Origin of the sequence: Micromonospora sp. NPDC005206 (assembly GCF_040608175.1) — a bacterium.
Taxonomy (GTDB): Bacteria; Actinomycetota; Actinomycetes; order Mycobacteriales; family Micromonosporaceae; genus Micromonospora.
In genome coordinates this window covers 269453-293751 of record NZ_JBEXHU010000006.1, presented here as the reverse complement: position 1 = coordinate 293751, position 24299 = coordinate 269453, and the positions used below count along the sequence as shown (strand labels likewise).

At 72.6% G+C, this 24299-nt stretch carries 25 protein-coding genes and 1 pseudogene; 1 reads left to right on the top strand and 25 read right to left on the bottom strand.

What is annotated here, in order from left to right; all coding sequences use genetic code 11:
• Positions 1–30: 30 nt before the first annotated feature.
• From argH to ABZU69_RS11405, 11 genes are all read right to left on the bottom strand, one after another.
• Positions 31–1494 carry an argininosuccinate lyase gene (argH, locus tag ABZU69_RS11455; RefSeq protein ID WP_354964272.1) on the bottom strand — a complete coding sequence of 488 codons (1464 nt, stop codon included), beginning with the start codon at positions 1492–1494 and terminating at the stop codon, positions 31–33.
• A gap of 8 nt (positions 1495–1502) precedes the next feature.
• Complete coding sequence (locus ABZU69_RS11450) at positions 1503–2714, bottom strand: argininosuccinate synthase (protein ID WP_354964271.1); 1212 nt, start codon at positions 2712–2714, stop codon at positions 1503–1505.
• Entirely contained in the window at positions 2711–3226 is a 516-nt protein-coding gene (locus tag ABZU69_RS11445; protein ID WP_074318603.1) for an arginine repressor, read from the bottom strand. Before ABZU69_RS11445 ends, ABZU69_RS11450 begins: the two co-directional genes overlap by 4 nt.
• A complete protein-coding gene (gene argF, locus ABZU69_RS11440) occupies positions 3223–4170 on the bottom strand; it encodes an ornithine carbamoyltransferase (protein WP_354964270.1) in 948 nt (315 codons plus the stop codon). The genes ABZU69_RS11445 and argF overlap by 4 nt, the downstream gene beginning before the upstream one ends.
• Positions 4167–5438 (bottom strand): acetylornithine transaminase, encoded by a 1272-nt coding sequence (locus ABZU69_RS11435; protein ID WP_354964269.1) that lies wholly within the window; start codon positions 5436–5438, stop codon positions 4167–4169. The genes argF and ABZU69_RS11435 overlap by 4 nt, the downstream gene beginning before the upstream one ends.
• Positions 5435–6376 carry an acetylglutamate kinase gene (gene argB, locus ABZU69_RS11430; protein ID WP_354964268.1) on the bottom strand — a complete coding sequence of 314 codons (942 nt, stop codon included), beginning with the start codon at positions 6374–6376 and terminating at the stop codon, positions 5435–5437. Before argB ends, ABZU69_RS11435 begins: the two co-directional genes overlap by 4 nt.
• Complete coding sequence (gene argJ, locus ABZU69_RS11425) at positions 6373–7545, bottom strand: bifunctional glutamate N-acetyltransferase/amino-acid acetyltransferase ArgJ (RefSeq protein ID WP_354964267.1); 1173 nt, start codon at positions 7543–7545, stop codon at positions 6373–6375. The genes argB and argJ overlap by 4 nt, the downstream gene beginning before the upstream one ends.
• 55 nt (positions 7546–7600) lie before the next feature.
• Complete coding sequence (argC, locus tag ABZU69_RS11420) at positions 7601–8602, bottom strand: N-acetyl-gamma-glutamyl-phosphate reductase (RefSeq protein WP_354964266.1); 1002 nt, start codon at positions 8600–8602, stop codon at positions 7601–7603.
• Between the two features lie 173 nt (positions 8603–8775).
• Positions 8776–9801 carry an NAD(P)-dependent oxidoreductase gene (locus ABZU69_RS11415; protein ID WP_354964265.1) on the bottom strand — a complete coding sequence of 342 codons (1026 nt, stop codon included), beginning with the start codon at positions 9799–9801 and terminating at the stop codon, positions 8776–8778.
• Positions 9802–9809: 8 nt separating this feature from the next.
• Positions 9810–10604 carry a glycosyltransferase family 2 protein gene (locus tag ABZU69_RS11410; RefSeq protein ID WP_354964264.1) on the bottom strand — a complete coding sequence of 265 codons (795 nt, stop codon included), beginning with the start codon at positions 10602–10604 and terminating at the stop codon, positions 9810–9812.
• Complete coding sequence (locus ABZU69_RS11405; RefSeq protein ID WP_354964263.1) at positions 10601–11812, bottom strand: nucleotide sugar dehydrogenase; 1212 nt, start codon at positions 11810–11812, stop codon at positions 10601–10603. The genes ABZU69_RS11410 and ABZU69_RS11405 overlap by 4 nt, the downstream gene beginning before the upstream one ends.
• Positions 11813–12140: 328 nt before the next feature.
• Here ABZU69_RS11405 and ABZU69_RS11400 point away from each other — a divergent pair, with 328 nt between their 5' ends.
• Complete coding sequence (locus ABZU69_RS11400) at positions 12141–12521, top strand: winged helix-turn-helix domain-containing protein (RefSeq protein ID WP_354964262.1); 381 nt, start codon at positions 12141–12143, stop codon at positions 12519–12521.
• Between the two features lie 245 nt (positions 12522–12766).
• Here ABZU69_RS11400 and ABZU69_RS11395 read toward each other — a convergent pair.
• The 14 genes and pseudogenes from ABZU69_RS11395 to ABZU69_RS11330 form a co-directional block, all read right to left on the bottom strand.
• Positions 12767–13030 (bottom strand): annotated as a pseudogene (locus tag ABZU69_RS11395) (S26 family signal peptidase); the annotation flags it as partial.
• Positions 13031–13060: 30 nt separating this feature from the next.
• Positions 13061–15607, bottom strand: coding sequence for a phenylalanine--tRNA ligase subunit beta (pheT, locus tag ABZU69_RS11390; RefSeq protein WP_354964261.1), 2547 nt, complete (start codon positions 15605–15607; stop codon positions 13061–13063).
• A 40-nt stretch (positions 15608–15647) separates the two neighbouring features.
• Positions 15648–16715, bottom strand: coding sequence for a phenylalanine--tRNA ligase subunit alpha (gene pheS, locus ABZU69_RS11385; protein WP_354964260.1), 1068 nt, complete (start codon positions 16713–16715; stop codon positions 15648–15650).
• A 215-nt stretch (positions 16716–16930) separates the two neighbouring features.
• Positions 16931–17782 (bottom strand): RNA methyltransferase, encoded by an 852-nt coding sequence (locus tag ABZU69_RS11380; protein WP_354964259.1) that lies wholly within the window; start codon positions 17780–17782, stop codon positions 16931–16933.
• A gap of 29 nt (positions 17783–17811) precedes the next feature.
• Positions 17812–18204 carry a 50S ribosomal protein L20 gene (gene rplT / locus ABZU69_RS11375; protein WP_030335718.1) on the bottom strand — a complete coding sequence of 131 codons (393 nt, stop codon included), beginning with the start codon at positions 18202–18204 and terminating at the stop codon, positions 17812–17814.
• A 32-nt stretch (positions 18205–18236) separates the two neighbouring features.
• Positions 18237–18431, bottom strand: coding sequence for a 50S ribosomal protein L35 (rpmI, locus tag ABZU69_RS11370; RefSeq protein WP_354964258.1), 195 nt, complete (start codon positions 18429–18431; stop codon positions 18237–18239).
• 20 nt (positions 18432–18451) lie between these two features.
• Positions 18452–19102 carry a translation initiation factor IF-3 gene (gene infC / locus ABZU69_RS11365; protein ID WP_354964257.1) on the bottom strand — a complete coding sequence of 217 codons (651 nt, stop codon included), beginning with the start codon at positions 19100–19102 and terminating at the stop codon, positions 18452–18454.
• Positions 19103–19485: 383 nt separating this feature from the next.
• Positions 19486–19959, bottom strand: coding sequence for a PH domain-containing protein (locus ABZU69_RS11360; protein WP_354964256.1), 474 nt, complete (start codon positions 19957–19959; stop codon positions 19486–19488).
• 62 nt (positions 19960–20021) lie between these two features.
• Complete coding sequence (gene hisG, locus ABZU69_RS11355) at positions 20022–20867, bottom strand: ATP phosphoribosyltransferase (protein WP_354964255.1); 846 nt, start codon at positions 20865–20867, stop codon at positions 20022–20024.
• Between the two features lie 46 nt (positions 20868–20913).
• Positions 20914–21195, bottom strand: a complete 282-nt coding sequence (locus ABZU69_RS11350) for a phosphoribosyl-ATP diphosphatase (RefSeq protein WP_197701276.1) — start codon at positions 21193–21195, stop codon at positions 20914–20916.
• A gap of 8 nt (positions 21196–21203) precedes the next feature.
• Complete coding sequence (gene ribH / locus ABZU69_RS11345; protein ID WP_354964339.1) at positions 21204–21701, bottom strand: 6,7-dimethyl-8-ribityllumazine synthase; 498 nt, start codon at positions 21699–21701, stop codon at positions 21204–21206.
• A gap of 2 nt (positions 21702–21703) precedes the next feature.
• Entirely contained in the window at positions 21704–22969 is a 1266-nt protein-coding gene (locus tag ABZU69_RS11340; protein WP_354964254.1) for a bifunctional 3,4-dihydroxy-2-butanone-4-phosphate synthase/GTP cyclohydrolase II, read from the bottom strand.
• Positions 22966–23655 (bottom strand): nicotinamide riboside transporter PnuC, encoded by a 690-nt coding sequence (pnuC, locus tag ABZU69_RS11335; protein ID WP_354964253.1) that lies wholly within the window; start codon positions 23653–23655, stop codon positions 22966–22968. The genes ABZU69_RS11340 and pnuC overlap by 4 nt, the downstream gene beginning before the upstream one ends.
• Positions 23655–24299 (bottom strand): riboflavin synthase, encoded by a 645-nt coding sequence (locus ABZU69_RS11330; protein WP_354964252.1) that lies wholly within the window; start codon positions 24297–24299, stop codon positions 23655–23657. The genes pnuC and ABZU69_RS11330 overlap by 1 nt, the downstream gene beginning before the upstream one ends.

Genomic DNA, 24299 nt, shown 5'->3' with positions numbered 1-24299 from the left:
GAAGCGGGCAGCTCCGGCGCCACGGCGAGATCAGCGCGGGACGACCCGCTCGGTGGCCCACTCCCGCCAGCCGACCAGCCGGTCCGCGGCGGCGGCGAGCTGGTCGGCGACCGGCCCGGGGCCGGTCGAGCCGGGGGTGGTCCGGGCCGCGAGGGCCGAACGGACCGAGAGCACGTCGCGCACCGACGGGTCGAGGTGGTCGCTGACCGCGGCCAGATCGGCGTCGGAGACCTCCTCCAGCTCGCAGTCCCGGACAGCGCAGAGCGCCACCAGACGTCCGGTGATCTCGTGCGCGTCACGGAACGGCACGCCCTTGCGGACGAGCCAGTCGGCCACCTCGGTGGCCAGCGAGAAGCCGACCGGCGCGGCGGCCACCAGACGGTCCACGTGGACCGTCATCGTGGAGATCATTCCCGCCAGGGCCGGGAGCAGCAGTTCCAGCGTGTCGACCGCGTCGAAGGCCGGCTCCTTGTCCTCCTGCATGTCCCGGTCGTAGGTCATCGGCAGACCCTTGAGCATGGTCAGCACGGTCATCAGCCCGCCGACCAGCCGACCGGACTTGCCCCGGGCCAGCTCGGCGATGTCCGCGTTCTTCTTCTGCGGCATGATCGACGAACCGGTCGCGAACGCGTCGTCCAACTCCACCCAGCCGAACTCGTGCGAGGTCCAGAGCACCACCTCCTCGCCGAGCCGGGACAGGTGCACCCCGATCATGGCGGTGGTGAAGAGGAACTCGGCGACGAAGTCCCGGTCGGCGACGGCGTCCATCGAGTTGGCGAACGACGTGCGGAAGCCGAGCTCCTTCGCCACCGCCACCGGGTCCAGCGGCAGCCCGGAGCCGGCCAGCGCGCCGGCGCCGAGCGGACTGATCGCCGCGCGGTGGTCCCAGTCGCGCAGCCGCTCCAGGTCGCGCAGCAGCGGCTGTACGTGGGCGAGCAGCCAGTGCCCGAAGGTGACCGGCTGGGCGTGCTGAAGGTGGGTCATGCCGGGCGCGGCGGTGTCGACGTGCCGCTCGGCCTGCTCGACCAGCGCCTCGGCCAGCTCCACCAGCCGGCTGGCCACACCCCGGGCGTGGTCGCGCAGGTAGAGCCGCAGGTCCGTGGCGACCTGGTCGTTGCGGGACCGGCCGGCGCGCAGCTTGCCCCCGAGGCTGCCCAGCCGCTCCAGGAGCCCGCGCTCCAGCGCGGTGTGCACGTCTTCGTCGTCAACGGTGGGCCGGAACGACCCGGACGCGCAGGCCGCCTCCAGGTCGTCCAGGGCCGCCAGGATCCGGCCCAGCTCTTCGGGGTCGAGCAGGCCGGCGCCCGCCAGGACCCGCGCGTGCGCCCGGGAACCGGCGATGTCGTACGGGGCCAGGCGCCAGTCGAACTGCACGCTCACCGACAGCCGGGCGAGCGCCTCGGCGGGACCGCCGGCGAACCGGCCACCCCACAGGCTCGTCCGGTTGGTGGCGGCGCTGTTCTCGGTCAGGCTCTTGTCGTCCACGCCGCCCATTGTGGGGCTCACTGGCCGGAGTCGCCCAGCCGGGCGTTCCGCGCGGCGGCCATCCGGCTCGGCAGGCCCCACAGCTGCACGAAACCCTTCGCCAGGGACTGGTCGAAGGTGTCGCCGGTGTCGTAGGTGGCCATCCCGAAGTCGTAGAGGCTCGCCTCGGAGCGCCGACCGGTGACGGTGGCCCGACCGCCGTGCAGGGTCATCCGCACCTCGCCGCTGACGTGCCGCTGCGCGTCGTCGATGAAGGCGTCCAGCGAGTCCTTCAGCGGCGAGAACCACAGGCCGTCGTAGACCAGCTCACCCCAGCGCTGGTCGACGCCCCGCTTGAACCGGGCCAGGTCCCGCTCCACGCTGACCGCCTCCAGCTCCTGGTGGGCGGTGATCAGCGCGATCGCGCCGGGAGCCTCGTACACCTCGCGGCTCTTGATGCCGACCAGCCGGTCCTCGACCATGTCGAGCCGGCCCACACCCTGCGCGCCGGCGCGCCGGTTCAGCTCCAGGATCGCCTGGTACGGGGTGACCGTCTCACCGTCGATGGCGACCGGCACGCCGCCGTCGAAGGTGATCACGACCTCGTCGGCGTCGCGGTCCTGCGCCGGGTCGGAGGTGTACGAGTAGAGGTCCTCGATCGGCGCGTTCCAGATGTCCTCCAGGAAGCCGGTCTCCACCGCGCGGCCCCACAGGTTCTGGTCGATGGAGTACGGAGACTTGGCCGACACGTCGATCGGCAGCCCCTTCTCCTCGGCGAACGCGATCGCCTTGTCCCGGGTCCAGGCGAAATCCCGGGCCGGCGCAATGATCTTCAGGTCGGGCGCGAGCGCGTTCAGGCCGACCTCGAACCGGACCTGGTCGTTGCCCTTGCCGGTGCAGCCGTGCGAGACGATCGTCCCGCCGTGCTTGCGCGCCGCGGCCACCAGGTGCTTGACGATCAGCGGCCGGGACAGCGCCGATACCAGCGGGTAGCGGTCCATGTAGAGGGCGTTCGCCCGGATGGCCGGCAGGCAGTAGTCGGCGGCGAACTCGTCGCGCGCGTCGACCACCTCCGACTCGGCGGCGCCGCAGTCCAGCGCACGCTGCCGGATGGCGTCGAGGTCCTCACCGCCCTGCCCGACGTCGACCGCCACCGCGATCACCTCGGCGCCGGTCTGCTCGGCCAGGTAAGGAATGGCGACGGAGGTGTCGAGACCTCCGGAGTATGCCAGGACGACCCGCTCGGTCATGGTGTCGTGCTCCCTTCAACGTTGTCTTCCCTGCGGGCCCAGCCGGCGAGCTTCTCGCCGAGTGCGGCCCCGCCGACGGCCTCGCGGGCCACGACGAGGATGGTGTCGTCGCCGGCGATGGTGCCGACGATCTCGGGCAGGCCCGCTCGGTCCAACGCGCTGGCCAGGTACTGGGCTGCGCCCGGCGGGGTACGCAGCACGGCGATGTTGCCGCTGGAGTCGACCCCGTTGAGCAGCTCGCGCAGCAGCCGCACCAGCCGGGCGGGGGCCGCCTCGGCGTCGCGCAGCGGCCGGTGGCCGTCCTCGGGGATCAGGTAGACCGCCGGCCCGTCGCCGCCGCGCACCTTGACCGCGCCCAGCTCCTCCAGATCCCGGGAGAGGGTGGCCTGGGTGACTCCGACGCCGTCGGCGGCGAGCAGGTCGGCCAGCTCGGTCTGCGAGCGGACGGCCTTGTCACGGATCAGCTCCACGATTCGGGCGTGCCGCGCGGCGCGGGTCAGCGGGGCGGTCACCGGGGCTCCCCGATCGTCGCGGCCCCGGCGCCCACCAGGAACGCCAGCAGCGCCTTCTGGGCGTGCAGCCGGTTCTCCGCCTGATCGAAGACCGCGCTCTGCGGACCGTCGAGCACCTCGTCGGTGATCTCCTCGCCGCGGTGCGCGGGCAGGCAGTGCAGCACGATCGCTTCCGGCGCGGCCTGGCCGAGCAGCTCCTTGTTGACCTGGTAGGGCAGGAACGGGGTGATCCGGTCCAGCCCGTCGTCCTCCTGCCCCATCGAGGTCCAGGCGTCGGTGGCCACCACGTCGGCGTCGCGTACCGCCCGGGCCGGATCGGTCAGCACCCGCACCGACCCGCCGGTGCCGGCGGCGATCTCCGCCGCCCGGCTCACCACGGTCGGATCCGGTGCGAAGCCGGCCGGCCCGGCGACCCGCACGTGCATCCCGGCGGTCGCCCCGGCCAGCAGGTACGACTGCGCCATGTTGTTCGCGCCGTCCCCCACGTAGGTCAGGGTGCGGCCGGCCGTGCCGCCGCACCGCTCGCGCACGGTGAGCAGGTCGGCCAGCAGCTGGCAGGGGTGGAAACCGTCGGTGAGCGCGTTGATCACCGGCACGCTCGCGCCCGCCGCCACCTCGGCGATCCGGTCGTCGCCGTGGGTGCGCAGCACGATGGCCGCGACGTAACGGGACAGCACCCGCCCGGCGTCGGCCAGCGACTCGCCCCGGCCGAAGTGGGTGACCTGGGTGTCCACCACGAGCGGGTGCCCGCCCAACTCGGCGATCCCGACGTCGAACGAGATCCGGGTGCGCAGGCTCTGCTTGTCGAAGAGCACCGCCACCGAGCGCGGCCCGGACAGCGGCCGATGGCCGAACCGGTCCGCTTTCATCCGCGCCGCCAGGTCGAGCACGGTGGACTGCTCGGCGGGCGAGAGATCGTCGTCGCGCAGAAAATGCCGGCTCATGCGGTCGTCCCCGTCGTGGTCGTGGTCGGCGTCGAGATCTTGGAAGATGCCGACCCCTGCAGGGGCGCTTTCGCTCCAAGATCTGCGCTGCCGGCGGCTGCCGGAGCCGCCGCGGCCAGGGCGGCGGGTAGCGCGGCGAGGAAGGCGTCCGCCTGGGCGGTCGTGAGGATCAGCGGCGGGGCCAGCCGGACCACGCCCGGCTGCACCGGGTTGACCAGGAAGCCGGCCTCGCGCAGCGCCTCGCTGAGCACCTTCGCCACCGGCGCGGTGAGCGCCACACCGAGCAGCAGGCCGGCGCCGCGCACACCGGCCACCAGCGGGTGACCCAGTGTCTCGATCCCGCTGCGCAGCCGCTCGCCGACCCTCTTCACGTGATCGAGCAACCCCTCGTTGGCGATGGTCGCCACCACGGCGAGCGCGGCGGCGCAGCTGACTGGGTTGCCGCCGAAGGTGGTGCCGTGCGAGCCGGGGGTGAGCAGATCGGCGGCCCGGCCGAACGCCAGCGTGGCGCCGAGGGGCAGCCCGCCGCCCAGCCCCTTGGCCAGGGTGACCACGTCCGGCTCCACGCCCTCGGCCTGATGGGCGAACCAGTGCCCGGTACGGCCGATGCCGGTCTGCACCTCGTCGAGCACCAGCAGTGCCCCGTGTCGTGCGGTGATCCGCCGCGCGGCGGCGAGGTAACCGGCCGGCGGTACGACCACGCCGTTCTCACCCTGGATCGGCTCCAGGATCACCATGGCGGTCGCGTCGGTGACCGCGGCCTCGAGGGCGGCGACGTCGCCGTAGTCGACGTGGGTCACCTCACCGGGCAGCGGCCGGAACGGGTCGGCCTTGGCTGGCTGGCCGGTCAGCGCGAGAGCCCCCATGGTCCGGCCGTGGAACCCGCCCCGCGTGGCCACCACGTGGCTGCGGCCGGTGCGCCGGGAGAGCTTGAACGCCGCCTCGTTCGCCTCCGCGCCGGAGTTGGCGAAGAAGACCCGGCCGGGCCGGCCGGCGAGCGCCAGCAGCAGCTCGGCCAGCGCGACCGGCGGCTCGGCCACGTAGAGGTTGGAGACGTGCCCGAGGGTGGCGACCTGCTTCGAGACGGCGGCCACCACGGCCGGGTGGGCGTGGCCGAGGGCGTTCACCGCGATCCCGCCCACCAGGTCGAGGTACTCCCGGCCGGCGTCGTCGACCACGACGGCGCCGGCGCCGGAAACCAGCGCCATCGGCGGCGTGCCGTAGTTGTCCATCATGGACTGCGACCAACGCTGTACGAGCGTACTCATGACGGAACCGAGCCTTCCTTGTTCGCGACTGCGGGGCTCGCAAGCTCACTCCTCGCGCTCACGACCATCGTTCCGAACCCTTCCGAGGTGAACACCTCGAGCAACGTGGAGTGCGCCACCCGACCGTCGACGACGTGCGCGGCGGGGACTCCCCCGCGCACCGCCCGCAGGCAGGCCTCCATCTTCGGCACCATTCCCGACTCGAGGCTGGGCAGCAGCGTGGCGAGGTCGTCCGCGGCGATCTCGGAGACCAGGCTGGTGGTGTCCGGCCAGTCGGCGTACAGGCCGGCCACGTCGGTGAGGACGACCAGCTTGCGGGCCTGCAACGCGACGGCCAGCGCGGCGGCGGCGGTGTCCGCGTTGAGGTTGTGCAGCACCCCGTCGGCGTCCGGCGCGACCGTGGAGATCACCGGGATCCGGCCGGCCGTGATCAGGTCGGTCACCGCCGACACGTCCACCGACTCGACGTCGCCGACCTGGCCGACGTCGACCGGCAGCCCGTCCACGTACGCCGGGCGGCGCACCGCGGTGAACAGCCGGGCATCCTCGCCGGAGAGGCCGACGGCGAAGGGCCCGTGTGAGTTGATCAGCCCGACCAGTTCCCGGCCCACCTGCCCGACCAGCACCATCCGGACCACGTCCATCGCCTCGGCGGTGGTCACCCGCAGGCCGCCACGGAACTCGCTGGCGATGCCGAGCCGGCCCAGCATGGCGGAGATCTGCGGGCCGCCGCCGTGCACCACCACCGGCTTGAGACCGGCGTACCGCAGGAAGACCATGTCGGCGGCGAACGCCCGCTGCAACTCGGGGTCGGTCATGGCGTTGCCGCCGTACTTGACCACCACCGTGGAGCCGGAGAAGCGTGCCAGCCAGGGCAGCGCCTCGATCAGCGTCTCCGCCTTGACCTGGGCGCGGGTGAGGTCGGTGCTCAGGCTCATGTGGAGTACGCCGAGTTCTCGTGCACGTACGCGTGGGACAGGTCGTTGGTCCAGATCGTCGCGGCCGACGTGCCGGCGTGCAGGTCGATCCGGATGGTCACGTCCCGCCCGGTCAGGTCGACCTTCGAGCGGTCCTCGGCGGCGCCGCCGCCCCGGCACACCCACACCCCGTTGACGGCCACGTCCACCCCGTCCGGCTCGAACGCGGCGGTGGTGGTGCCGACCGCGGCGAGGATCCGCCCCCAGTTCGGGTCGTTGCCGAACAGCGCGGTCTTGACCAGGTTGTTGCGGGCCACCGTGCGGCCCACCTCGACCGCGTCGTCCTCGTCGGCGGCGCCGACCACGTCGATGGCGATCTGCTTGGTGGCGCCCTCGGCGTCGGCGACCAGCTGCTGGGCCAGGTCGTGGCAGGCCGCGGTGACCGCGGCGGCCAGCTCGGCCGGCGTCGGCTCGATGCCGCTCGCGCCGCTGGACAGCAGGAGCACCGTGTCGTTGGTCGACATGCAGCCGTCGGAGTCGACCCGGTCGAAGCTGACCCGGGTGGCCGCGCGCAGCACCTCGTCCAGCATCGCTGGCCCGGCCACCGCGTCGGTGGTCAGGACGCAGAGCATGGTGGCCATCCCCGGCGCGAGCATCCCGGCGCCCTTGGCCATTCCGCCGACCGTCCAGCCGCTGCCCCGGGCCACCGTGGTCTTCGATCGGGTGTCCGTGGTCATGATGGCCTCGGCGGCGGCGGTGCCGCCGTCGCGGGACAACCCCCGGATCGCCGAGCGGACGCCGGGCAGCAGCTTCGGCATCGGGAGTCGCTCACCGATCAGCCCCGTGGAGCAGACCGCCACCTCCCCCGCGCCGAGTATCAGCCGCGGGCTGACCGAGGTCAGCGCGGCGGCGGTGTGCTCGGCGGTGGCGTGGGTGTCCTGGAAGCCGGCCGGGCCGGTGCAGGCGTTGGCGCCACCGGAGTTGAGCACGACCGCGCGGACCACGCCGCCGTGCACGACCTGCTGGGTCCAGAGCACCGGCGCGGCCTTGATCCGGTTGGTGGTGAAGACACCGGCGACGCCGGCGTCCGGGCCGTCGTTGACCACCAGCGCGATGTCGGTGCCACCGCTGGCCTTGAGGCCGGCGGCCACGCCGGCGGCCCGGAACCCCCGTGGGGTGGTGACGCTCACGGTGCTGGCCTTTCGTTCGCGACTGCGGGGCTTCGCTGCGCTGCACTCCTCGCGCTCACGGGGTGACCCCCCAGACCGACAGGCCGGTGGTCTCCGGCAGGCCGAACATCAGGTTGGCGTTCTGGACGGCCTGACCGGCGGCGCCCTTGCCGAGGTTGTCCAGCGCGCTGAGCACGATCAGGCGGCCGGAGTCCACGTCGACGGTTGCCTGCAGGTGGCAGGAGTTCGAGCCCAGCGTGGCCGCGGTGTGCGGCCACCTGCCCTCTGGCAGCACGTGCACGAACGGCGCGTCCGCGTACGCCTGCGCCAGCACGTGCTGCGGGTCGACGCCGTGCGTCGGCGCCGCGGTGACCGTGGCCAGGATGCCGCGTGGCATCGGCGCCAGGACCGGGGTGAGCGACAGACCGGTCGCCCCGGACGCCTGCTTGATCTCCGGCACGTGCTGGTGGGTGCCGACCCGGTACGGCGACAGGTCCCCCATCACCTCGCTGGCCAGCAGGTGCGGCTTGGCCGCCCGTCCGGCGCCCGAGGTGCCGGACGCGGCGACCACCACGACGTCGGCGGGGTTGGCCGCACCGGCCGCGATCAGCGGCGCGAGCGCCAGGGTGATCGCGGCGGCGTAACAGCCGGTGTTCGCCACGCGGGTGGAGGCGGCGATCAGCTCCCGCTGGCCGGGCAGCTCGGGCAGGCCGTAGGTCCACTGGCCGGCGTACGGGCCGCCGTAGTACTGGGCCCAGTGGTACGCGTCGGCGAGCCGGTGGTCCGCCCCCAGGTCGACGATCCGCACGTGCGGCGGGATCTGGGCGGCCAGCACCGCCGACTCGCCGTGCGGCAGCGCCAGGAAGACCAGGTCCGCGTCGATGAGCGTCGTCGGGTCGGTCTCGCCGAGCACCAGGTCGAGCCCGGTGAGCTGCGGGTGCACCACGTCGACGCGGTGCCCGGCCTGGCGGTGCGCGGTGGCGGCGACCAGGTCGAACTCCGGGTGCCCGGTGACCAGGCGCAGCAGCTCGCCCCCGGCGTAGCCGCTCGCTCCGGCGACCGCGACTCGGATTCCCATACTCACCTCCGCATGACTATGCAACGAAGGTTAGCAGCCATGATCGCGGCACTGCAAGTTCATGCAGTCCATTGCATGGGAATGGGATGCATGTCGCCGGACACACGTCCGGCCCGGGTCGCGGGGGCGAGACCGGGCCGGACGGGCGGAAATGGAACGGAACGGGACGACGGTCAGAGGCGACCCTCCGCGACCGCACGGGTCACCCAGGGAACGACCTCGTCGAGCATCACGTCCAGCGACGTGGTCGCGGTGAACCCGAGCACCTCACGGGACTTGGTGACGTCCGGCACCCGCTTCTGCACGTCGTAGCGGAACGGCTCGTCGCTGACGTACCGGAACGGCACGTCCGGCCCCTTGATCTTGTGCCAGATCAGCTCGGCCAGCTCCAGCACGCTGGTCGACTCCGCGGTGGAGAGGTTGAAGTCCTCGTTCCGGGCGGCCGGATGCTCGATCGCGGTGGCGATCCCCCGAGCCAGGTCGCCGCCGTACGTGTAGTGCCGCACCTGGTTGCCCTCGCCCAGGATGTGCAGCGGGTCCTGCCCCTTGACGATCTTCTGCACCAGGTCCGGAACGACGTGCGACATGGCCAGCTTGACGTTGCCCGAAAGCACCTCGGCCTGGCCGAGCGCCCGCCCCTCGCCAACGCCCACACAGTTGAACGGCCGGACAATCGTGTACGGCACCTGGTACTGCTCCCAGGCGGCGCGGGCGTAGTACTCCACGGCCAGCTTCTGGAACCCGTACGACGACAGCGGCGGTGGGACGCGCCGCTCGTCGCCCTCCCGGCTCGGCCACTGCTCGGTCGACTCGTAGACCATCGACGAGGAGAGGTAGGTGACCTTCGCCAACTGCCCCTCCCGGTGCGCCCGGATCGCCGCGTCGCAGGTCGCCGCCATGATCCGCTCATTGGTGGCCAGCAGGTCGTAGGCGTACGCGTGGAAGTAGGAGATGCCGCCGATCATCGCCGCCCCGGCCACCAGGTGGTCGCAACCGTCCAGCAGATCGGTGAGCAGGTCGACGTCGCGGGCGTCACCCTCGACGAAGCGGTAGCCGGGATGATCGTCGTAGCTGTGCGTCACGGGGCCGTACTTGGAGAAGTTGTCCACCCCCACCACCTCGTGGCCCCGGTCCAACAGCTCCTCCACGAGGTAGCCACCGATGAATCCGGCCGAACCAGTTACCAGGACCTTCGCCACGTGCGCTCCTAAGCGGTTTTCTCGTACTCGGTGCTGTTGTCCTGCGGGTCGCGCGGGGCCGGTACGTCCGCCGTGACGGTGCCCGCGACGGGCTTCGCCCGGCCCAGCCGCCGACCGTAGGCGAAGAAGTACCACCGCAGATACCCGGGGAGGAACCGGCCCAGGTCGAAGTGGGACTCGCCCAGCGGCCGGTCCAGCCAGATGGTCGGGATCTCGGCCACCGGCAGCCGCAGCCGGGTGGCCTTGGCGGTCAACTCCAGGCCGATTTCGAACCCGGTCCGGGACTCGATGCCCACCTCGCGGACGAAGGCCGTGTCGTACGCCTTGAAGCTGTTGGTGGCGTCGCGGGTGCCGACCCGGGCGAAGGTGTAGAGGCTGCGCCCGGCCCACCGGGACATCATCCGCTTCAGCCGCGGCCCGCCCACCTGCTGCCCGCCCGGCATGTACCGGGAGGCGGCGGCCACCACCACGCCCCGGTCCACCAGCCGGGCCAGCTCGTCGATCTGGCGCGGGTCGTCGCAGCCGTCGGCCATGGTGACCACCACGACGGGAGCCTGGGCCGCGTCGACGCCGAACCGGATCGCGTTCGCCGGCCCCCGACCGTAGGTGTTGAGCACGGCCCGGACCCGGGGATCCTGCCGGGCGATCTGCTCGGCGTACGGAACTGTCGTGTCCTCCGGCATGTCGTGCACGATGAGCACCTCGGCCGGGAGCAGCATCTCCCGCAGCATCCGCTCAAGGCAGCGGACGATCGCCTCGCCCTCGTTGTAGACCGGGACGATGACCGACACCCGCGGCGTCATACCCGCACTCCCTGCCCGGTCAGCCCCCACATGTCGATCAGTGGGGTGTCGGTCTCCAGCCGCGCGTACTGCTCGTGCGGGGCGGCGATGACCAGCAGGTCGGCCCGGCGCAGCACCTCGTCCAGGTCGACGAAGCGCTCGTCGACCACGTACGGGTCGGTGCAGAGCGTCTCCCGGGTCTTCAACGCCAGAATCTTGCGCAGCTTGTACGCCAGGCTCTCCCGCGGGTCGTCGCTACCACCCTTGAACGCCATGCCGAGGATCCCGACGGTCATCTCAGACAGGTCGAACCGGTCCTCCAACCGGGACACCAGGTAAAGCGGCAGCCCCTCGTTGATCAGCATGGCCGAGTGGCCGAGGACGAAGTTGTTGCGGTTGAACGCGGCCAGCTGCATGGTGTCCTTGAACAGGCACGGCCCGGCGGCGAAGCCCGGCATCGGCAGGTCCGCCGCGCGCGGGTAGTCGTACGCCACGGCGTGCCGGATCCGGGCGAAGTCGAGCCCGAAGTCGTTGGCCATCATCCAGAACTGGTTGGCGGTGGCGAACTTGATGTAGCGCCAGGTGTTGGTGAACAGCTTCGCCAGCTCCGCCTCCTCCGGCTCCAGCGGCACGATCTCCTCGGTCAGGTGCCGGAAGAGCTTCTCGGCCCGGGCCAGCGCCGCCGGCGTCCGGGCCGCCACGATCTGCGGCAGCGCGAACAGCTCGGTCATCGCCCGGCCCTCGGCGATCCGCTCCGGACAGAACGCCACGTCGGCCCGGATGCCCTTGCCGACCAGCAGCTTCTCGGTCAGCGCCGTCACTCCCGGGTAGACGGTGCTGCGGAGCACCACGAGTTGCCCGTCGCGCAGGTGCTCGGCGCACCGCTCCAAGGCCCGGGGCACCGCGCCGAGGTCCGGGTTGAGGTGCTCGTCCACCGGCGTGCCGACGACCACCACCAGGTGCTCGGAGCCGCCCACGCTGGCCGGATCGGTCGTCGCCCGCAGTCGCCCGGCGGCGACCGCCTCCGCCAGCGGCTCCGCCGCACCGGGCTCGGCGAACGGGAGCTGCGCCGAGTTCACCGTGGCCACCGCTTCGGCGTTGATGTCGTACAGAACCACGGAGAGGCCGCGGGCGGCGAAGGCGATGCCCAGCGGCAGACCCACCCGACCGCAGCCACCGACGATGCAGACGTCGGCCGTCGTGACCTGCGCGGCCTGATCCTCGAACATGGATCAACTCCCATGGGGGTGGTGGGGGTGTGTTCCGGTGGTCGCCGGAATCCAAGCAGGCTAACCGCTCGGAGGTGACTCGCGGGTAGCCAAACATGCCGAGGCCGGTGCCCTTTCGGCCGATAGCCCCCGCGGTGAACGCAGCCGGTGACGTAGCGCGACGGGCTGAGCGCCCTCGGGAGCCGCGGCACGGCCCGCGGTCCGCCGGCGCATCGACGGATCCGTCGTCCCGACCGCACCTGAACCTTCGTTAAATCGACTAACATGACTGCCTGACGGTGGTGGGGCCGGCCCGTCCGGCCCACGGGGGCACCCGACGGAGGACGCAGTGGGCCTGTCGTTCGAGATCCTCGGTCCGGTTCGGATACGCCGCGACGGTCAGCCCGTACGGACGCCGGCCGGCCGACCCACCGCCCTGCTGGTCACCCTGCTGCTGCACGCCGGCACGGCGGTCCCCGTCGAACGGCTGCGGGAGGAGCTGTGGGGTGAGCGGGCACCCGCTTCGGCGGTGGCGAATCTGCGCAGCCACGCCAGCCAGCTGCGCCACCTGCTGAACTCCCCCGACGAACCGGTCCGGCTGCCCGCCGACCATGGCGGGTTACTTCAAGCGGTGCAGCCAGAATTTGGGCTGCAAGACGTTCTGCGGCAGCTGCGGGTACTACTGCAGCGCTGGCGCGAGCACGATGACCGCTCTCTGCTGAGGCGGTGACGGCGTGGCGTCCGGCCCTCGGCTGGGCGGCACGCCGTCATGCGTAGCGAGCCGCCGCGTACGCCGGCGGTCAGTCCGCGCGCAGGCGCGGCCGGACCACCACCCCGAGCACGTCCGGCTCGGGGATGTAGCCGCACTCGCGGGAGTCGTAGCTCTGCGGCGTTGTCACCGAGCACGACCAGCCGCCCCGTCGGCACCACCCGCTCACCGCCCTGGCGCAGCAGCGGCACCCGGTCCACCGGCACCGGATCGCCCGGCACCGCGTGCGCCCGCTTGATCAGCAGGCCGGGCCCGCCCGGCGCGTCCGGACGGGTGGGGTGACCGGCGGTCATCCTGGCCGGGGCCACCACCACGACCACGTCGCCGGGGCGGACCCGGGCCAGCGGCAGCCGCCGGGCCAGCACCCGGTCACCGGAGCGCAGCGTCGGCTCCATGCTGCGCCCCACCACCGCGACCAGCAGCAGGTGCCGGCGGGCCCAGAGCAGGCCGGCGGTGGCCACCGCGAGCACGGCGGCCACCGCGAGCCATCCCAGCACCGGTCAGGCGCCGCGCAGGGTGGCGCCGAAGCGCTCGGCGGCCACGGCCACCGCCGCGTCCCGGGCGGCCACCGCCTCCTCGACGGTGAGCGTCCGGTCCGGTGCGCGGAAGGTGAGCTTGTACGCCAGCGACCGGCGACCCGCGCCGAGCTGCTCACTGGAGTACACGTCGAACAGCCGCACGTCCTCCAGCAGCTCCCCGGCGCCCGCCTCCAGCGCCCGGCGCACCTGCTCCGCCGGCACCGACCCGTCCACCACCAGCGCCACGTCGATCAGCGCCGGCGGGAAGCCGGACACCGCCGGGGCGGGCGTCACCGGGGCGGACGGCAGCGCGTCCAGGGACAGCTCCATCGCGCAGGTCCGGCGGGGCAGTTCCAGCGCCGCCACCACCGCGGGGTGCAGCTCGCCGGCGTGCCCGACGACCGTGCCGTCGACCCGCAGCTCGGCGCAGCGGCCGGGGTGCCACGGGGCGTACTCGGCGGCACTCACCTCGACCCGCTCGTCGGGGATGCCGACGGCGGCCAGCACGTCGCGGGCCGCCTCGATGGCGTCCGCCCAGCCGGCCGCCCGGCCCGGACCCCACCAGCCGGCCGGGTCGAGGTCACCGGTCACCACCACCGCGACGTGCACGGGCTGCGCCGGCACCACCGCGTCGGCGGCCGCGAACTCCTCGTCGGTGGGGCGCCGGTCCACGCCCATCGCCGGCGGGCTGCCAGCCCCGACGCGCGGGTGGAACACCGCCCCGATCTCGTAGAGCGCCACGTCACGGTGCCCCCGGCCGAGGTTGCGCTTGAGAATGCCGAGCAGCGGGCCGAGCAGCGTGGTGCGCAGCAGCGGCTCCTCCTCGGACAGGGGGTTGGCCAGCCGCACCGCCGGCCGGCGCGGGTCGTCGGCCGGCAGGCCGAGCAGGTCGGCCAGCTCCGGCGACACGAACGGGTGCGCGAGCACCTCCACGTACCCCCGCTCGGCCAACGACCCGGCGACCGCCCGGCGCCGGCGCTGCCGCGGGGTCAACCCACGGCCCGGCGGCGCGGTCGGCAGCACCGACGGCACCCGGTCGTACCCGTCGAGGCGGACCACCTCCTCGACCAGGTCAGCCGGGTCGGTCAGGTCGGGCCGCCAGCTGGGTGGCGTGACGCTGAGCGCCACCCCGGCGCCGCTGGCGACGCCGACCGCGCCCGGGTCCTCGGCCAACCGGTCGGCGCCCTGCGCCACCGTGCAGCCGACCCGCTCCAGCAGGGCGACCACCCGCGCCGGCGGGTACTCGACGCCGACCCGCCGGGTCGGCAGGTCCGCCGGCAGGGTGATCGGGGTACGCGGACGGACGTGGTCGATGTCCAGGATCTCCGCACCCGGGGTGCCGCCACCGTGCTCGGTGAGCAGCCGAACGGCCCGCTCCAGCGCGACCAGCGGCAGGGCCGGGTCGACGCCCCGCTCCCAGCGCTTCGCGGCCTCGCTGAACAGCTTGTGCCGGCGGGCGGTGCGCCCGACCATCGCCGGGTCCCAGTGTGCCGCCTCGAAGAGCACGCTGGTGGTGCCGGCGATGACCTCACTGGTCTCACCGCCCATCACCGCGGCCAGCGAGATCGGGCCAGTGTCGTCGCAGATCACCATGTCGTCGCCGGCGAGCACCCGCTGCACCCCGTCCAGGGTGGTCAGCTTCTCCCCCGGCTCGGCGCGGCGGACCACCAGCGGCCCGGCGATCCGGTCGGCGTCGAAGGCGTGCATCGGCTGGCCCAGCTCCAGCATCACGTAGTTCGTGATGTCGACCGGCAGCGAGATGCTGCGGATGCCCGCGGTGACGAGCCGCTGCTGCATCCACGACGGCGTGGGCGCCGTCGGGTCGACGCCGCGGACCAGGCGGGCGGCGAAACGGTCGCAGCCGACCGGGTCGCGCACCTCCACCGGGTACGCCGGCGCCTCGGTGCCGGCCGGCGCGGGCACCAGGGCCGGATCGTGCAGCGGCACGTCGAAGGCGTGCGACAGCTCCCGGGCCAGGCCGCGCAGGCTCAACCCGTACCCCCGGTCGGGGGTGATCTCCAGCTCGAGCACCACGTCGTCGAGGCCGACCACCGGCCGCGCGTCGTCGCCCGGCTTGGCCGCCACGTCCGGCGGCAGCACGATGATGCCGGAGTGGTCCTCGCCCAGGCCCAACTCCTTCGCCGAGCAGATCATGCCGTTGGAGTTGTGCCCGTAGGTCTTGCGGGCGCCGATGGCGAAGCCGCCGGGCAGTACGCCGCCGGGCAGGATCACCACCACCCGGTCGCCGGGCGCGAAGTTGCGCGCCCCACAGACGATCTCCTGCGGTTCGCCGGTGCCGTTGGCGTCACCCACGTCGACCCGGCAGAACCGGATCGGCTTCTTGAAGCCGGTGAGCTCCTCGATCTCCCGTACCTCGCCGACGACCAACTGGCCGGTGACGCTCGCCCGCAGGTCCACCACGGACTCGACCTCGATGCCGAGGTCGATCAGGGCCTGCTCCAGGTCACCGGTGGGCAGGTCGGCGGGGAGGTCGACGTACTCCCGCAGCCAACTGACAGAAACTCGCATGACTTCAGACCACCGTTCCCGTGTCTCGTACCCGCATCGCCTACGCCCCGGTCCCGAGCGCCCGGCTGAACCGCACGTCGCCCTCGAAGAGATGGCGGATGTCGCTGACCCCGTGCCGGACCATCAGGGTCCGGTCGATGCCCATCCCGAAGGCGAATCCGGAGTAGACCTCCGGGTCCACGCCGCAGGCGCGCAGCACCCGCGGGTTGACCATCCCGCAGCCGCCCCACTCGACCCACTGGGGGCCGTCGCGGTGCTCCGGGAACCAGACGTCGAACTCCGCCGACGGCTCGGTGAACGGGAAGTAGTGCGGCCGCCACCGGGTCTTCGCCTCCGGGCCGAACATCGCGCGGGCGAAGTGGTCGAGCGTGCCCCGCAGGTGCGCCATCGTGATGCCCTTGTCGACCACCAGACCCTCGGCCTGGTGGAACACCGGGCTGTGGGTGGCGTCGATCTCGTCGGTGCGGTAGACGCGGCCGGGCACGATCACGTAGATCGGCGGCTTGCGGCTGAGCATCGTGCGGGTCTGCACCGTCGAGGTGTGCGTGCGTAGCACCAGGCCGGAGCCCTCCGGTGCGATGTGGAAGGTGTCCATCAGCCCGCGCGCCGGGTGGTCGGCGGGAATGTTCAACGCGTCGAAGTTGACCCACTCCAGGTCGACCTCGGGGCCCTCGGCCACCTCGTAGCCCATCCCGACGAACAGGTCGCTGATCGACTCCATCAGGGTGCTCAGCGGGTGCCGGGCGCCGCGCGGACGTCGGTCGTAGGGCAGGGTGACGTCCACCCGCTCCTCCACCAGCACCCGCTCGGCCTGCTCGCGCTCCACGACCTCGGCGCGGTCGGCGTAGGCGGTCTCGATCGCCCGGCGGGCCTCGTTGACCCGTTTGCCGGCATCGGACTTCGCGGCCGGTGGCAACGCGCCGATCTCCCGGCGGGCCAGCGAGACCGGGGACCGGTCACCGAGGTGCGCGGGGCGCAGCGCGGTCAGCGCGTCCGGGTCGGTGGCCGCCGTGAACGCCTTCGTGGCGTCGGCGACGGCCGCGGCCAGGGCGGCGGGGTCGAGCAGGGCGACCTGCTTCGGGTCGTACGGATCGTTGCGGTAGCTCATGGCGTACGGGCACTCCCTCACGGCGGCGCCAGCCCTCACCGGGGCGGCTAAGCGAGTCTACGGACGCGCGGCTGTGCCGCAGCCCGCCGGTAGGAGTCGTGCAGGGAGCAGGTCAGGCCCGCCGCCCGCCGACACCGGCGGGCTGGCTAAACGAACGCCGTGGCGCGTTCATCGACGGACGCTCTCCCCTGCGGTAGGTGCGCCGGTGTGGACACTCAGCGCTGTGCTCTCGCTGAAGCGTACAGGCAGACCGCGGCGGCCGCAGCCAGGTTCAGGCTCTCCGCGCGCCCGTGCAGCGGCACCCGGACCCGGGCGTCGGCCGCGGCGGCCAGCTCCTCCGGCAGCCCGTGCGCCTCGGAGCCGAACAGCCAGGCGGTGGGCTCGGCGAGCCGTCCGGAATCGGCCAGGTCGTCCAGGTCGCTGTCGCCGTAGCCGGTGGTGGCGAGCACGGTCAGACCGGCGGTACGGAGCGCTTCGACCACCTCGACCGGGTCGGCGGCCCGGACCACGTCGACGTGGAAGAGGCTGCCGGCGGAGGCCCGGACGCACTTGCCGTTGTACGGGTCGACGGCGTCGCCGGAGAAGACCACCGTGCCCGCTCCGGCGGCGTCGGCGGTGCGCAGCACGGTGCCGGCGTTGCCCGGGTCACGGATCTCGGCGAGCACCGCCACCAGACGGGGCGTACCGGCGAGGGCCTGCTCCAGCGGCACGTCCAGGTGCCGGCAGACGGCGACCAGCCCCTGCGGGGCCACGGTCTCGGCCAGCGCGGCGAGCGCCTCGTCGGTCACCTCGGAGACCGGCACGTCGGCGCGGGCCGCGGCGGCGGCCAGCTCCGCGTACCGGTCGAGGGCGGTGGGCGTACCGAACAGCTCGGTGACCACCTCGGGCCGCGCGAGGGCCTCGCGGACCGCCTGCGGGCCCTCGGCCAGGAAACGGCCGGTGGCCTCCCGGTCCCGACGGCGCTGCAACCGGCGGGCGGCGACCACCCTGGGTGTACGCGGAGTGAAGGCCATGGTGTGCGGTCCTCCGGCACGATCGAGGCGCCCCCCGGACGGCGGTGCCGACACGGGAGACGCCTCGCTCTTGTGCGCGGGGATCAGGCGGCCTGGGCCGCCGCGCCGCCGGTGCCCTCGGCCGCGACCGCGGCCCGGGCCAGCTCGACGATCGCCGCGAAGGCGGCGGCGTCGTTGACGGCCAGGTCGGCCAGGATCTTGCGGTCGACCTCGATGCCGGCCAGACGCAGGCCCTGGATCAGACGGTTGTAGGTCATCCCGTTGGCCCGGGCGCCCGCGTTGATCCGCTGGATCCACAGCTGCCGGAAGTCGCCCTTGCGGTCACGACGGTCCCGGTAGGCGTACTGCATCGAGTGCAGCACCTGCTCCTTGGCCTTGCGGTACAGCCGGGAGCGCTGACCGCGGTAACCGCTCGCGGTCTCCAGCAGGGTACGACGCTTCTTCTGGGCGTTCACAGCCCGCTTGACGCGTGCCATCTCAACTCCTTCTTACGTAAAGGTGGCGCGCGTCAGCGGCCGAGCAGCTTCTTGATGCGCTTGACGTCGGCCTTGGCCAGCACGACCGTGCCGGTCAGCCGGCGGGTCTGGGTGGAGGGCTTCTTCTCCAGGTTGTGGCGGAGGCCGGCCTGCTGAGCAACGATCTTGCCCTTGCCGGTGACCTTGACCCGCTTACCCATACCCGAGTGGCTCTTCATCTTCGGCATGTGGAACGTCTTCTCCCCTGTTACTCGCCGCTGGTATCGGCGGCGAGGCCGGTGTCACCGGCTGCTGCGGTCTCGCCGACCGCCGCGGTCTCATCGGCTACCGGAGCGGCGGACTCGTCCCCTGCCCGGTCCCGAGGTGCACCGCGGGACGCCGTAGCGGCGACCGCGGAGGCCTTGACGGCACGATGCGGAGCGAGAACCATGATCATGTTTCGGCCGTCCTGCTTCGGAGCGGCCTCGACGTATCCCAGTTCCGTGATCTCGGATTCGAGCCGACGCAGGAGCCGGTAACCCAGCTCCGGGCGGCTCTGCTCGCGACCGCGGAACATGATCGTCACCTTGACCTTGTCGCCCGCCTTGAGGAACCGCACCACGTGACCCTTCTTGGTCTCGTAGTCGTGCGGGTCGATCTTCGGGCGGAGCTTCATTTCCTTGATGACGGTCTGCTGCTGGTTACGCCGCGCTTCGCGCGCCTTAAGTGCGCTCTCGTACTTGAACTTGCCGAAGTCCATGAGCTTGCACACCGGCGGGCGCGCCATCGGCGCAACCTCGACCAGGTCCAGATCGACGTCCGCGGCCAGCTGAAGGGCGCGCTCCAGTGGGACGATGCCCACCTGCTCACCCTCGGGGCCGACCAGTCGGACCTCACGTGCCCGGATCTGCTCGTTCACGCGTGGTTCGACGCTGATGGGGCCTCCTCGAGTCGTTTCTGCTCTGTCACCGACCCCCGCGGCTCCCGGGTGGGAACCGACCCGGAAAGCAGAAGGCCCCGGCGTATGCCAGGGCCCGCTCGACCGGTCGGCACGATCACAGGATCGCGCATCCGGAACCGGGACGTGCCCGAAACCGGGGACCGGACCCGGCCACCGTAGCGGCGACTCGGGTGGGAGCAGGCGCTCCGCTTTCATGGCTGTCTGCTCGCACGCGGAGACAGCCTGGTCGACTCGACAACTCTACACCCGGGCTCCGGCCGACCCGAAACCGGACCCGGATCCCCGACCGGGAATCCGCACACTTTCGGTGCTGTCGCCCGGATCGTGCCGGCCTGGTGGGGTCAGCGGCCGGAGGCGCGCTCGGCGAGGCGGCTCTGGTGCGCCTCGTGCAGCCGGCGCAGCGCGCGGACCCCGTCGACGGCCAGTTCCTTGTCGGCGGCCTGCAGGGCGACCATCGGCAGCAGGTCGTCGTCGTGCAGCTCCAGGCTCGCCCAGGGCGCGCCGCGATCGAAGCGGACGCCGCGGACGACCTCCCAGGGCAGCGTGTACGAGCTGATGACATTGCGCACCCGGACGCCGCGCGCGTCGGCCTCCACCCGTGGGCGGGTGAACAGCAGGAAGCCCAGCGCACCGAAGATGCCCAGACCGATCATGGCGACCTGGTCGCCGCGCTGGAAACTGCCGTAGCCGTTGCCGGTCGGGCCGCTCAGCGAGGTGGCCACCAGAGCGAACACCACCACCAACGCGACCGCCGAGGACCAGCAGACCACCCGGATACGGCGGGGCTTCAGGCGGACCAGCTCCGTTTCACTCACCCCGCCAGTCTGCCACTCGCACCCGCCCGGCCGACGCACCACCCGCCGAGCCACCGCAGCCGTCAGAGGCGGCAGGCGTGGATGTTGGTGACCAGGATGGCCCGGGCGCCCAGTTCGTACAGCTCGTCCATGATCCGGTGCACGTCGTCGCGGAGCACCATCGCCTGCACCGCCACCCATCCCTCGCGGTGCAGCGGCGACACCGTGGGCGACTCGATGCCGGGGGTCAGCCCGCTGGCCCGGTCCAGCAGGCCGGCGGGCACGTCGTAGGCGAGCATCACGTAACGGCGGGCCACCAGCACGCCGTGCAGACGGCGCAGCAACTGCTCGGCCTGCGGGTGCCCCGGCGCTCCGGCCCTGCGCACCAGCACCGCCGAGGAGCGCAGCAGCGGCTCGCCGAAGACCACCAGGCCCGCCTGGCGCAGGGTGGCGCCGGTCTCCACCACGTCGGCGACCACGTCGGCGACGCCGAGTCGGACGGCGTTTTCCACCGCGCCGTCGAGGCGGATCACGTCGGCCTTGACGCCCAGCTCGCCGAGGTGCCGCTCGACCAGCCCCGGGTACGCGGTGGCGATCCGGTGCCCGCCCAGGTCCCGTACCGAGGCGATGTCGTCGGGGCGGGCGGCGAAGCGGAAGGTGGCCTGACCGAAGACGAGGTCGACGACCTCCTCGGCCGGCGCGGCCGAGTCGATCAGCAGGTCCCGGCCGGTGATCCCGAGGTCGAGGTCACCGGAGCCGACGTAGGTGGCGATGTCCTTGGGACGCAGGTAGAAGAATTCGACGTCGTTGGGCTCGTCCCGGCAGACGAGATCCTTGGGGTCGGTGCGCTGGCGGTAGCCCGCCTCGCGCAGCATCTGGGCGGCCGGCTCGGCCAGGGTGCCCTTGTTGGGAATGGCGACACGCAGCATGACGGAGTGCTCCTTCGATCCGGATGGCGATCAACGGGTGGGGCACTCACAGATGTCGGTAGACGTCCTTGAGTTCGAGACCGCTGGCCAGCATCAGCACCTGGACCTGGTAGAGCAGTTGGGAGATCTCCTCGGCGGTGCGCTGCGGCCCCTCGTGCTCGGCGGCCATCCACGACTCGGCCGCCTCCTCGACGACCTTCTTGCCGATGAAGTGCACCCCCTTGTCCAGGGCGGCGACGGTGCCCGAGCCCGGGGTGCCGGCGGCGGCCTTGGCCTGCAGCTCGGCGAACAACTCCTCGAACGTCTTCACGGAACGCGATTCTTCCAGCCGGCCGGTCAGCCGCTGAAGCCGACCCGCTGGCCGTTGTGGGCGAGTGTCCGGACGGCCAGCGCGGCGTCGAGCGCGGCGACGGTGGCGGACCAGCCCTTGTCCTCCGCCGACCCGGGCAGCCCGGCCCGGTCCCGGGCCTGCTCGATGTTTTCCACGGTGAGCACGCCGTGCGCCACCGGCTTGCCCTCGTCCAGCGCCACCCGGGTCAGCCCGTCGGTCACCGAACGGCAGACGTAGTCGAAGTGCGCGGTGGCGCCACGGACCACCACGCCGAGCGCGACCACCACGTCGCAGCGGCGCGCGAGGGCCTGGGCGACCACCGGCAGCTCGACCGAGCCGGCGACCCGGGCCACCACCGAACGGGCGCCGCACGCCTCGGCGGCGGCCACCGCCCGCTCCAGCATGTGGTCGGTCAGCTCCCCGTGCCACCGGGCCGCCACCACCCCGACGGTCAGCCCCGCCGCGTCCACCGCGTCGACCCCCGGCTCACCGAAACCCGCCATCGTCATGCTCCGATCTCGTCGTTGGCGACCGGACGCCCCAGCGGCGCCTCGCTCACCTCGTCCAACTCGTCCAGCAGGTGACCCATCCGGTCCCGCTTGGTGCGCAGGTAGCGCATGTTCTCCGGGTGCGCGCCGGCCGGCAGCCCCTCCCGGCCGGTGATCGTCAGCCCGTAGCCCTCCAGCCCGGCCCGCTTGGCCGGGTTGTTGGTCAGCAGCCGCATCGAGCGCACACCCAGGTCGTAGAGGATCTGCGCGCCGGTCCCGTAGTCCCGGGCGTCGGCCGGCAGACCCAGGTCGAGGTTGGCGTCCACGGTGTCCCGTCCGAGGTCCTGCAACTGGTACGCCTGGAGCTTGTGCAGCAACCCGATGCCGCGCCCCTCGTGTCCGCGCACGTAGAGCACGACGCCCCGGCCCTCCCGCGCGACGCGGGCCAGCGAGGCGTCCAGCTGTGGCCCGCAGTCGCAGCGCAGCGAGCCGAACACGTCTCCGGTGAGGCACTCGGAGTGGACCCGGACCAGCACGTCCTGGCCGTCACCGAGGTCACCGAGGACCATCGCGATGTGCTCGGCAGGGTCGTGCTCGGCGCGGTAGCCGAGCGCCCGGAACACCCCGTGGCGGGTCGGCATCCGGGCCTCGGCGACCATCTCGACCTGCTTCTCGTTCCGCCGCCGGTACGCGATCAGGTCGGCGATGGTGATCAGCGTGAGGCCGTGCTCGGCGCAGAACTTCTCCAGGTCCGGCATCCGCATCATGGTGCCGTCGTCGTTCACCAGCTCGCAGAGCACGCCCGCGGGGCGCAGCCCGGCGAGCCGGGTCAGGTCCACCGCCGCCTCGGTGTGCCCCGGCCGGCGCAGCACCCCGCCCTCGCGAGCCCGCAGCGGCACCACGTGCCCGGGCCGGGCCAGGTCCGTCGGGTCGGTGGCCGCGTCGGCGAGCAGCCGGATGGTGTGCGCACGGTCAGCCGCCGAGATGCCGGTGCTGATTCCCTCCCGGGCGTCCACGGTCACCGTGTACGCGGTGCCGCGCCGGTCCTGGTTGGTGTGGTGCATCGGCGGCAGGTCCAGCCGGTCGGCCTCGCTCTCGGTCAGCGGGACGCAGATGTAGCCCGAGGTGTACCGCACCATGAACGCCAGCAGCTCCGGCGTGGCCAGCTCGGCCGCGAAGATCAGATCGCCCTCGTTCTCCCGGTCGGCGTCGTCCACCACGACGACCGGCCGGCCGGCCGCGATCTCGGCGACCGCCTGCTCAATGCTCGCGAAGCTGCTCATGCGACGGCCTCCGTGTAGGTGGGCGGGAGTGAGACGGCGGGCCGGGTGGCGCGCGAGGTGCGCCACCAGGCGGCGAAGCCCCAGGCGCAGAACGCGCCGTAGACCAGGTACATGGCCGCCGACGGGTAGAACCCGCCGCGCAGCAGCAGCGGCACGCCGACCGCGTCCACCGCGATCCAGACCAGCCAGAACTCCACCCAGCCGCGGGCCATGCCGTAGGTGGCCAGCAGGCTGCCGGTGAGGATCCAGGCGTCCGGCAGCGGGCCCCAGGAGCCCAGTGCGGCGAGCACCGGGTACGCCGCGGCGGTGCCGACCGCGGCGACCAGCAGCATCGCCAGCCGCTCCCGCCCGGTGGCCCACCGTGGGACGACCGCTGCCTGCCCGGCGTCGGCCCGGCGGTTGCGCCGCCAGCGCCACCAGCCGTAGACGCTGACCGCGAAGAAGAACACCTGCCGGCCGGCCTGCCCGTAGAGGTCGTGCTCCTGCGGGGTGGCGAAGACCCCGCCGAGGAAGACGGTCAACAGCAGCGCGTTGCCGATCATGCCGACCGGCCAGGCCCAGACCAGCCGACGCAGGCCGAGGAGCGCGGAGACCAGCCCGAACACGTTGCCGACGATCTCCCGGAGCAGCACCGGCGAGCCGGCCACCTGCACCTGGGCGTCCAGCAGCCAGCCGAGCGGGCCCATCAGGCCAGCCCGCCCGTGCTCGCGGCCACCCCGTGACCGTCGGCGTCGGTGAGCCGGGCGCCGAGCAGCCGCTCGACGTACTTGGCCAGCACGTCGACCTCCAGGTTGACCGGATCGCCGACGCCCTTCGCGCCGAGCGTGGTCAGCTTCAGCGTGGTCGGGATCAGACCGACGGAGAACTCGTCGGCGCCCACCTCGGCAACGGTCAGCGAGACGCCGTCGATGGTGATCGAGCCCTTCTCCACCACGTACCGGGCCAGGGCGGCGGGCAGCCGGAACCGGACCGTCTCCCACTGCTCGGCCGGCTCCCGGGAGATCAGCTCACCGACACCGTCCACGTGCCCCTGCACCAGGTGCCCGCCGAGCCGGCTGCCCAGCGCGGCGGCCCGCTCCAGGTTGACCGGGTCGCCGGGGCGCAGCGCGCCCAGCGCGGAGCGGCGCAGCGTCTCGCCCATCACGTCCGCGGTGAAGACACCGTCCGCCGCCTCCACCACGGTCAGGCAGACGCCGTTGACCGCGATGGAGTCTCCATGGCGGGCGTCGGAGGTGACCAGCGGGCCGCGTACGGCGACCAGCGCCGAATCGCCCGCCGTCGACGACACCCGGACAACCTCGCCCAACTCCTCGACAATGCCGGTGAACAT

Excerpts from the sequence above, each read along its gene's own strand:
- argH (WP_354964272.1), bottom strand. The coding sequence starts at position 1,494 with ATGGGCGGCGTGGACGACAAGAGCCTGACCGAGAACAGCGCCGCCACC.
- ABZU69_RS11450 (WP_354964271.1), bottom strand. The coding sequence starts at position 2,714 with ATGACCGAGCGGGTCGTCCTGGCATACTCCGGAGGTCTCGACACCTCC.
- argF (WP_354964270.1), bottom strand. The coding sequence starts at position 4,170 with ATGAGCCGGCATTTTCTGCGCGACGACGATCTCTCGCCCGCCGAGCAG.
- ABZU69_RS11435 (WP_354964269.1), bottom strand. The coding sequence starts at position 5,438 with ATGAGTACGCTCGTACAGCGTTGGTCGCAGTCCATGATGGACAACTAC.
- argB (WP_354964268.1), bottom strand. The coding sequence starts at position 6,376 with ATGAGCCTGAGCACCGACCTCACCCGCGCCCAGGTCAAGGCGGAGACG.
- argC (WP_354964266.1), bottom strand. The coding sequence starts at position 8,602 with ATGGGAATCCGAGTCGCGGTCGCCGGAGCGAGCGGCTACGCCGGGGGC.
- ABZU69_RS11410 (WP_354964264.1), bottom strand. The coding sequence starts at position 10,604 with ATGACGCCGCGGGTGTCGGTCATCGTCCCGGTCTACAACGAGGGCGAG.
- ABZU69_RS11405 (WP_354964263.1), bottom strand. The coding sequence starts at position 11,812 with ATGTTCGAGGATCAGGCCGCGCAGGTCACGACGGCCGACGTCTGCATC.
- pheT (WP_354964261.1), bottom strand. The coding sequence starts at position 15,607 with ATGCGAGTTTCTGTCAGTTGGCTGCGGGAGTACGTCGACCTCCCCGCC.
- pheS (WP_354964260.1), bottom strand. The coding sequence starts at position 16,715 with ATGAGCTACCGCAACGATCCGTACGACCCGAAGCAGGTCGCCCTGCTC.
- rplT (WP_030335718.1), bottom strand. The coding sequence starts at position 18,204 with ATGGCACGCGTCAAGCGGGCTGTGAACGCCCAGAAGAAGCGTCGTACC.
- rpmI (WP_354964258.1), bottom strand. The coding sequence starts at position 18,431 with ATGCCGAAGATGAAGAGCCACTCGGGTATGGGTAAGCGGGTCAAGGTC.
- hisG (WP_354964255.1), bottom strand. The coding sequence starts at position 20,867 with ATGCTGCGTGTCGCCATTCCCAACAAGGGCACCCTGGCCGAGCCGGCC.
- ribH (WP_354964339.1), bottom strand. The coding sequence starts at position 21,701 with ATGGCGGGTTTCGGTGAGCCGGGGGTCGACGCGGTGGACGCGGCGGGG.
- ABZU69_RS11340 (WP_354964254.1), bottom strand. The coding sequence starts at position 22,969 with ATGAGCAGCTTCGCGAGCATTGAGCAGGCGGTCGCCGAGATCGCGGCC.
- pnuC (WP_354964253.1), bottom strand. The coding sequence starts at position 23,655 with ATGGGCCCGCTCGGCTGGCTGCTGGACGCCCAGGTGCAGGTGGCCGGC.
- ABZU69_RS11330 (WP_354964252.1), bottom strand. The coding sequence starts at position 24,299 with ATGTTCACCGGCATTGTCGAGGAGTTGGGCGAGGTTGTCCGGGTGTCG.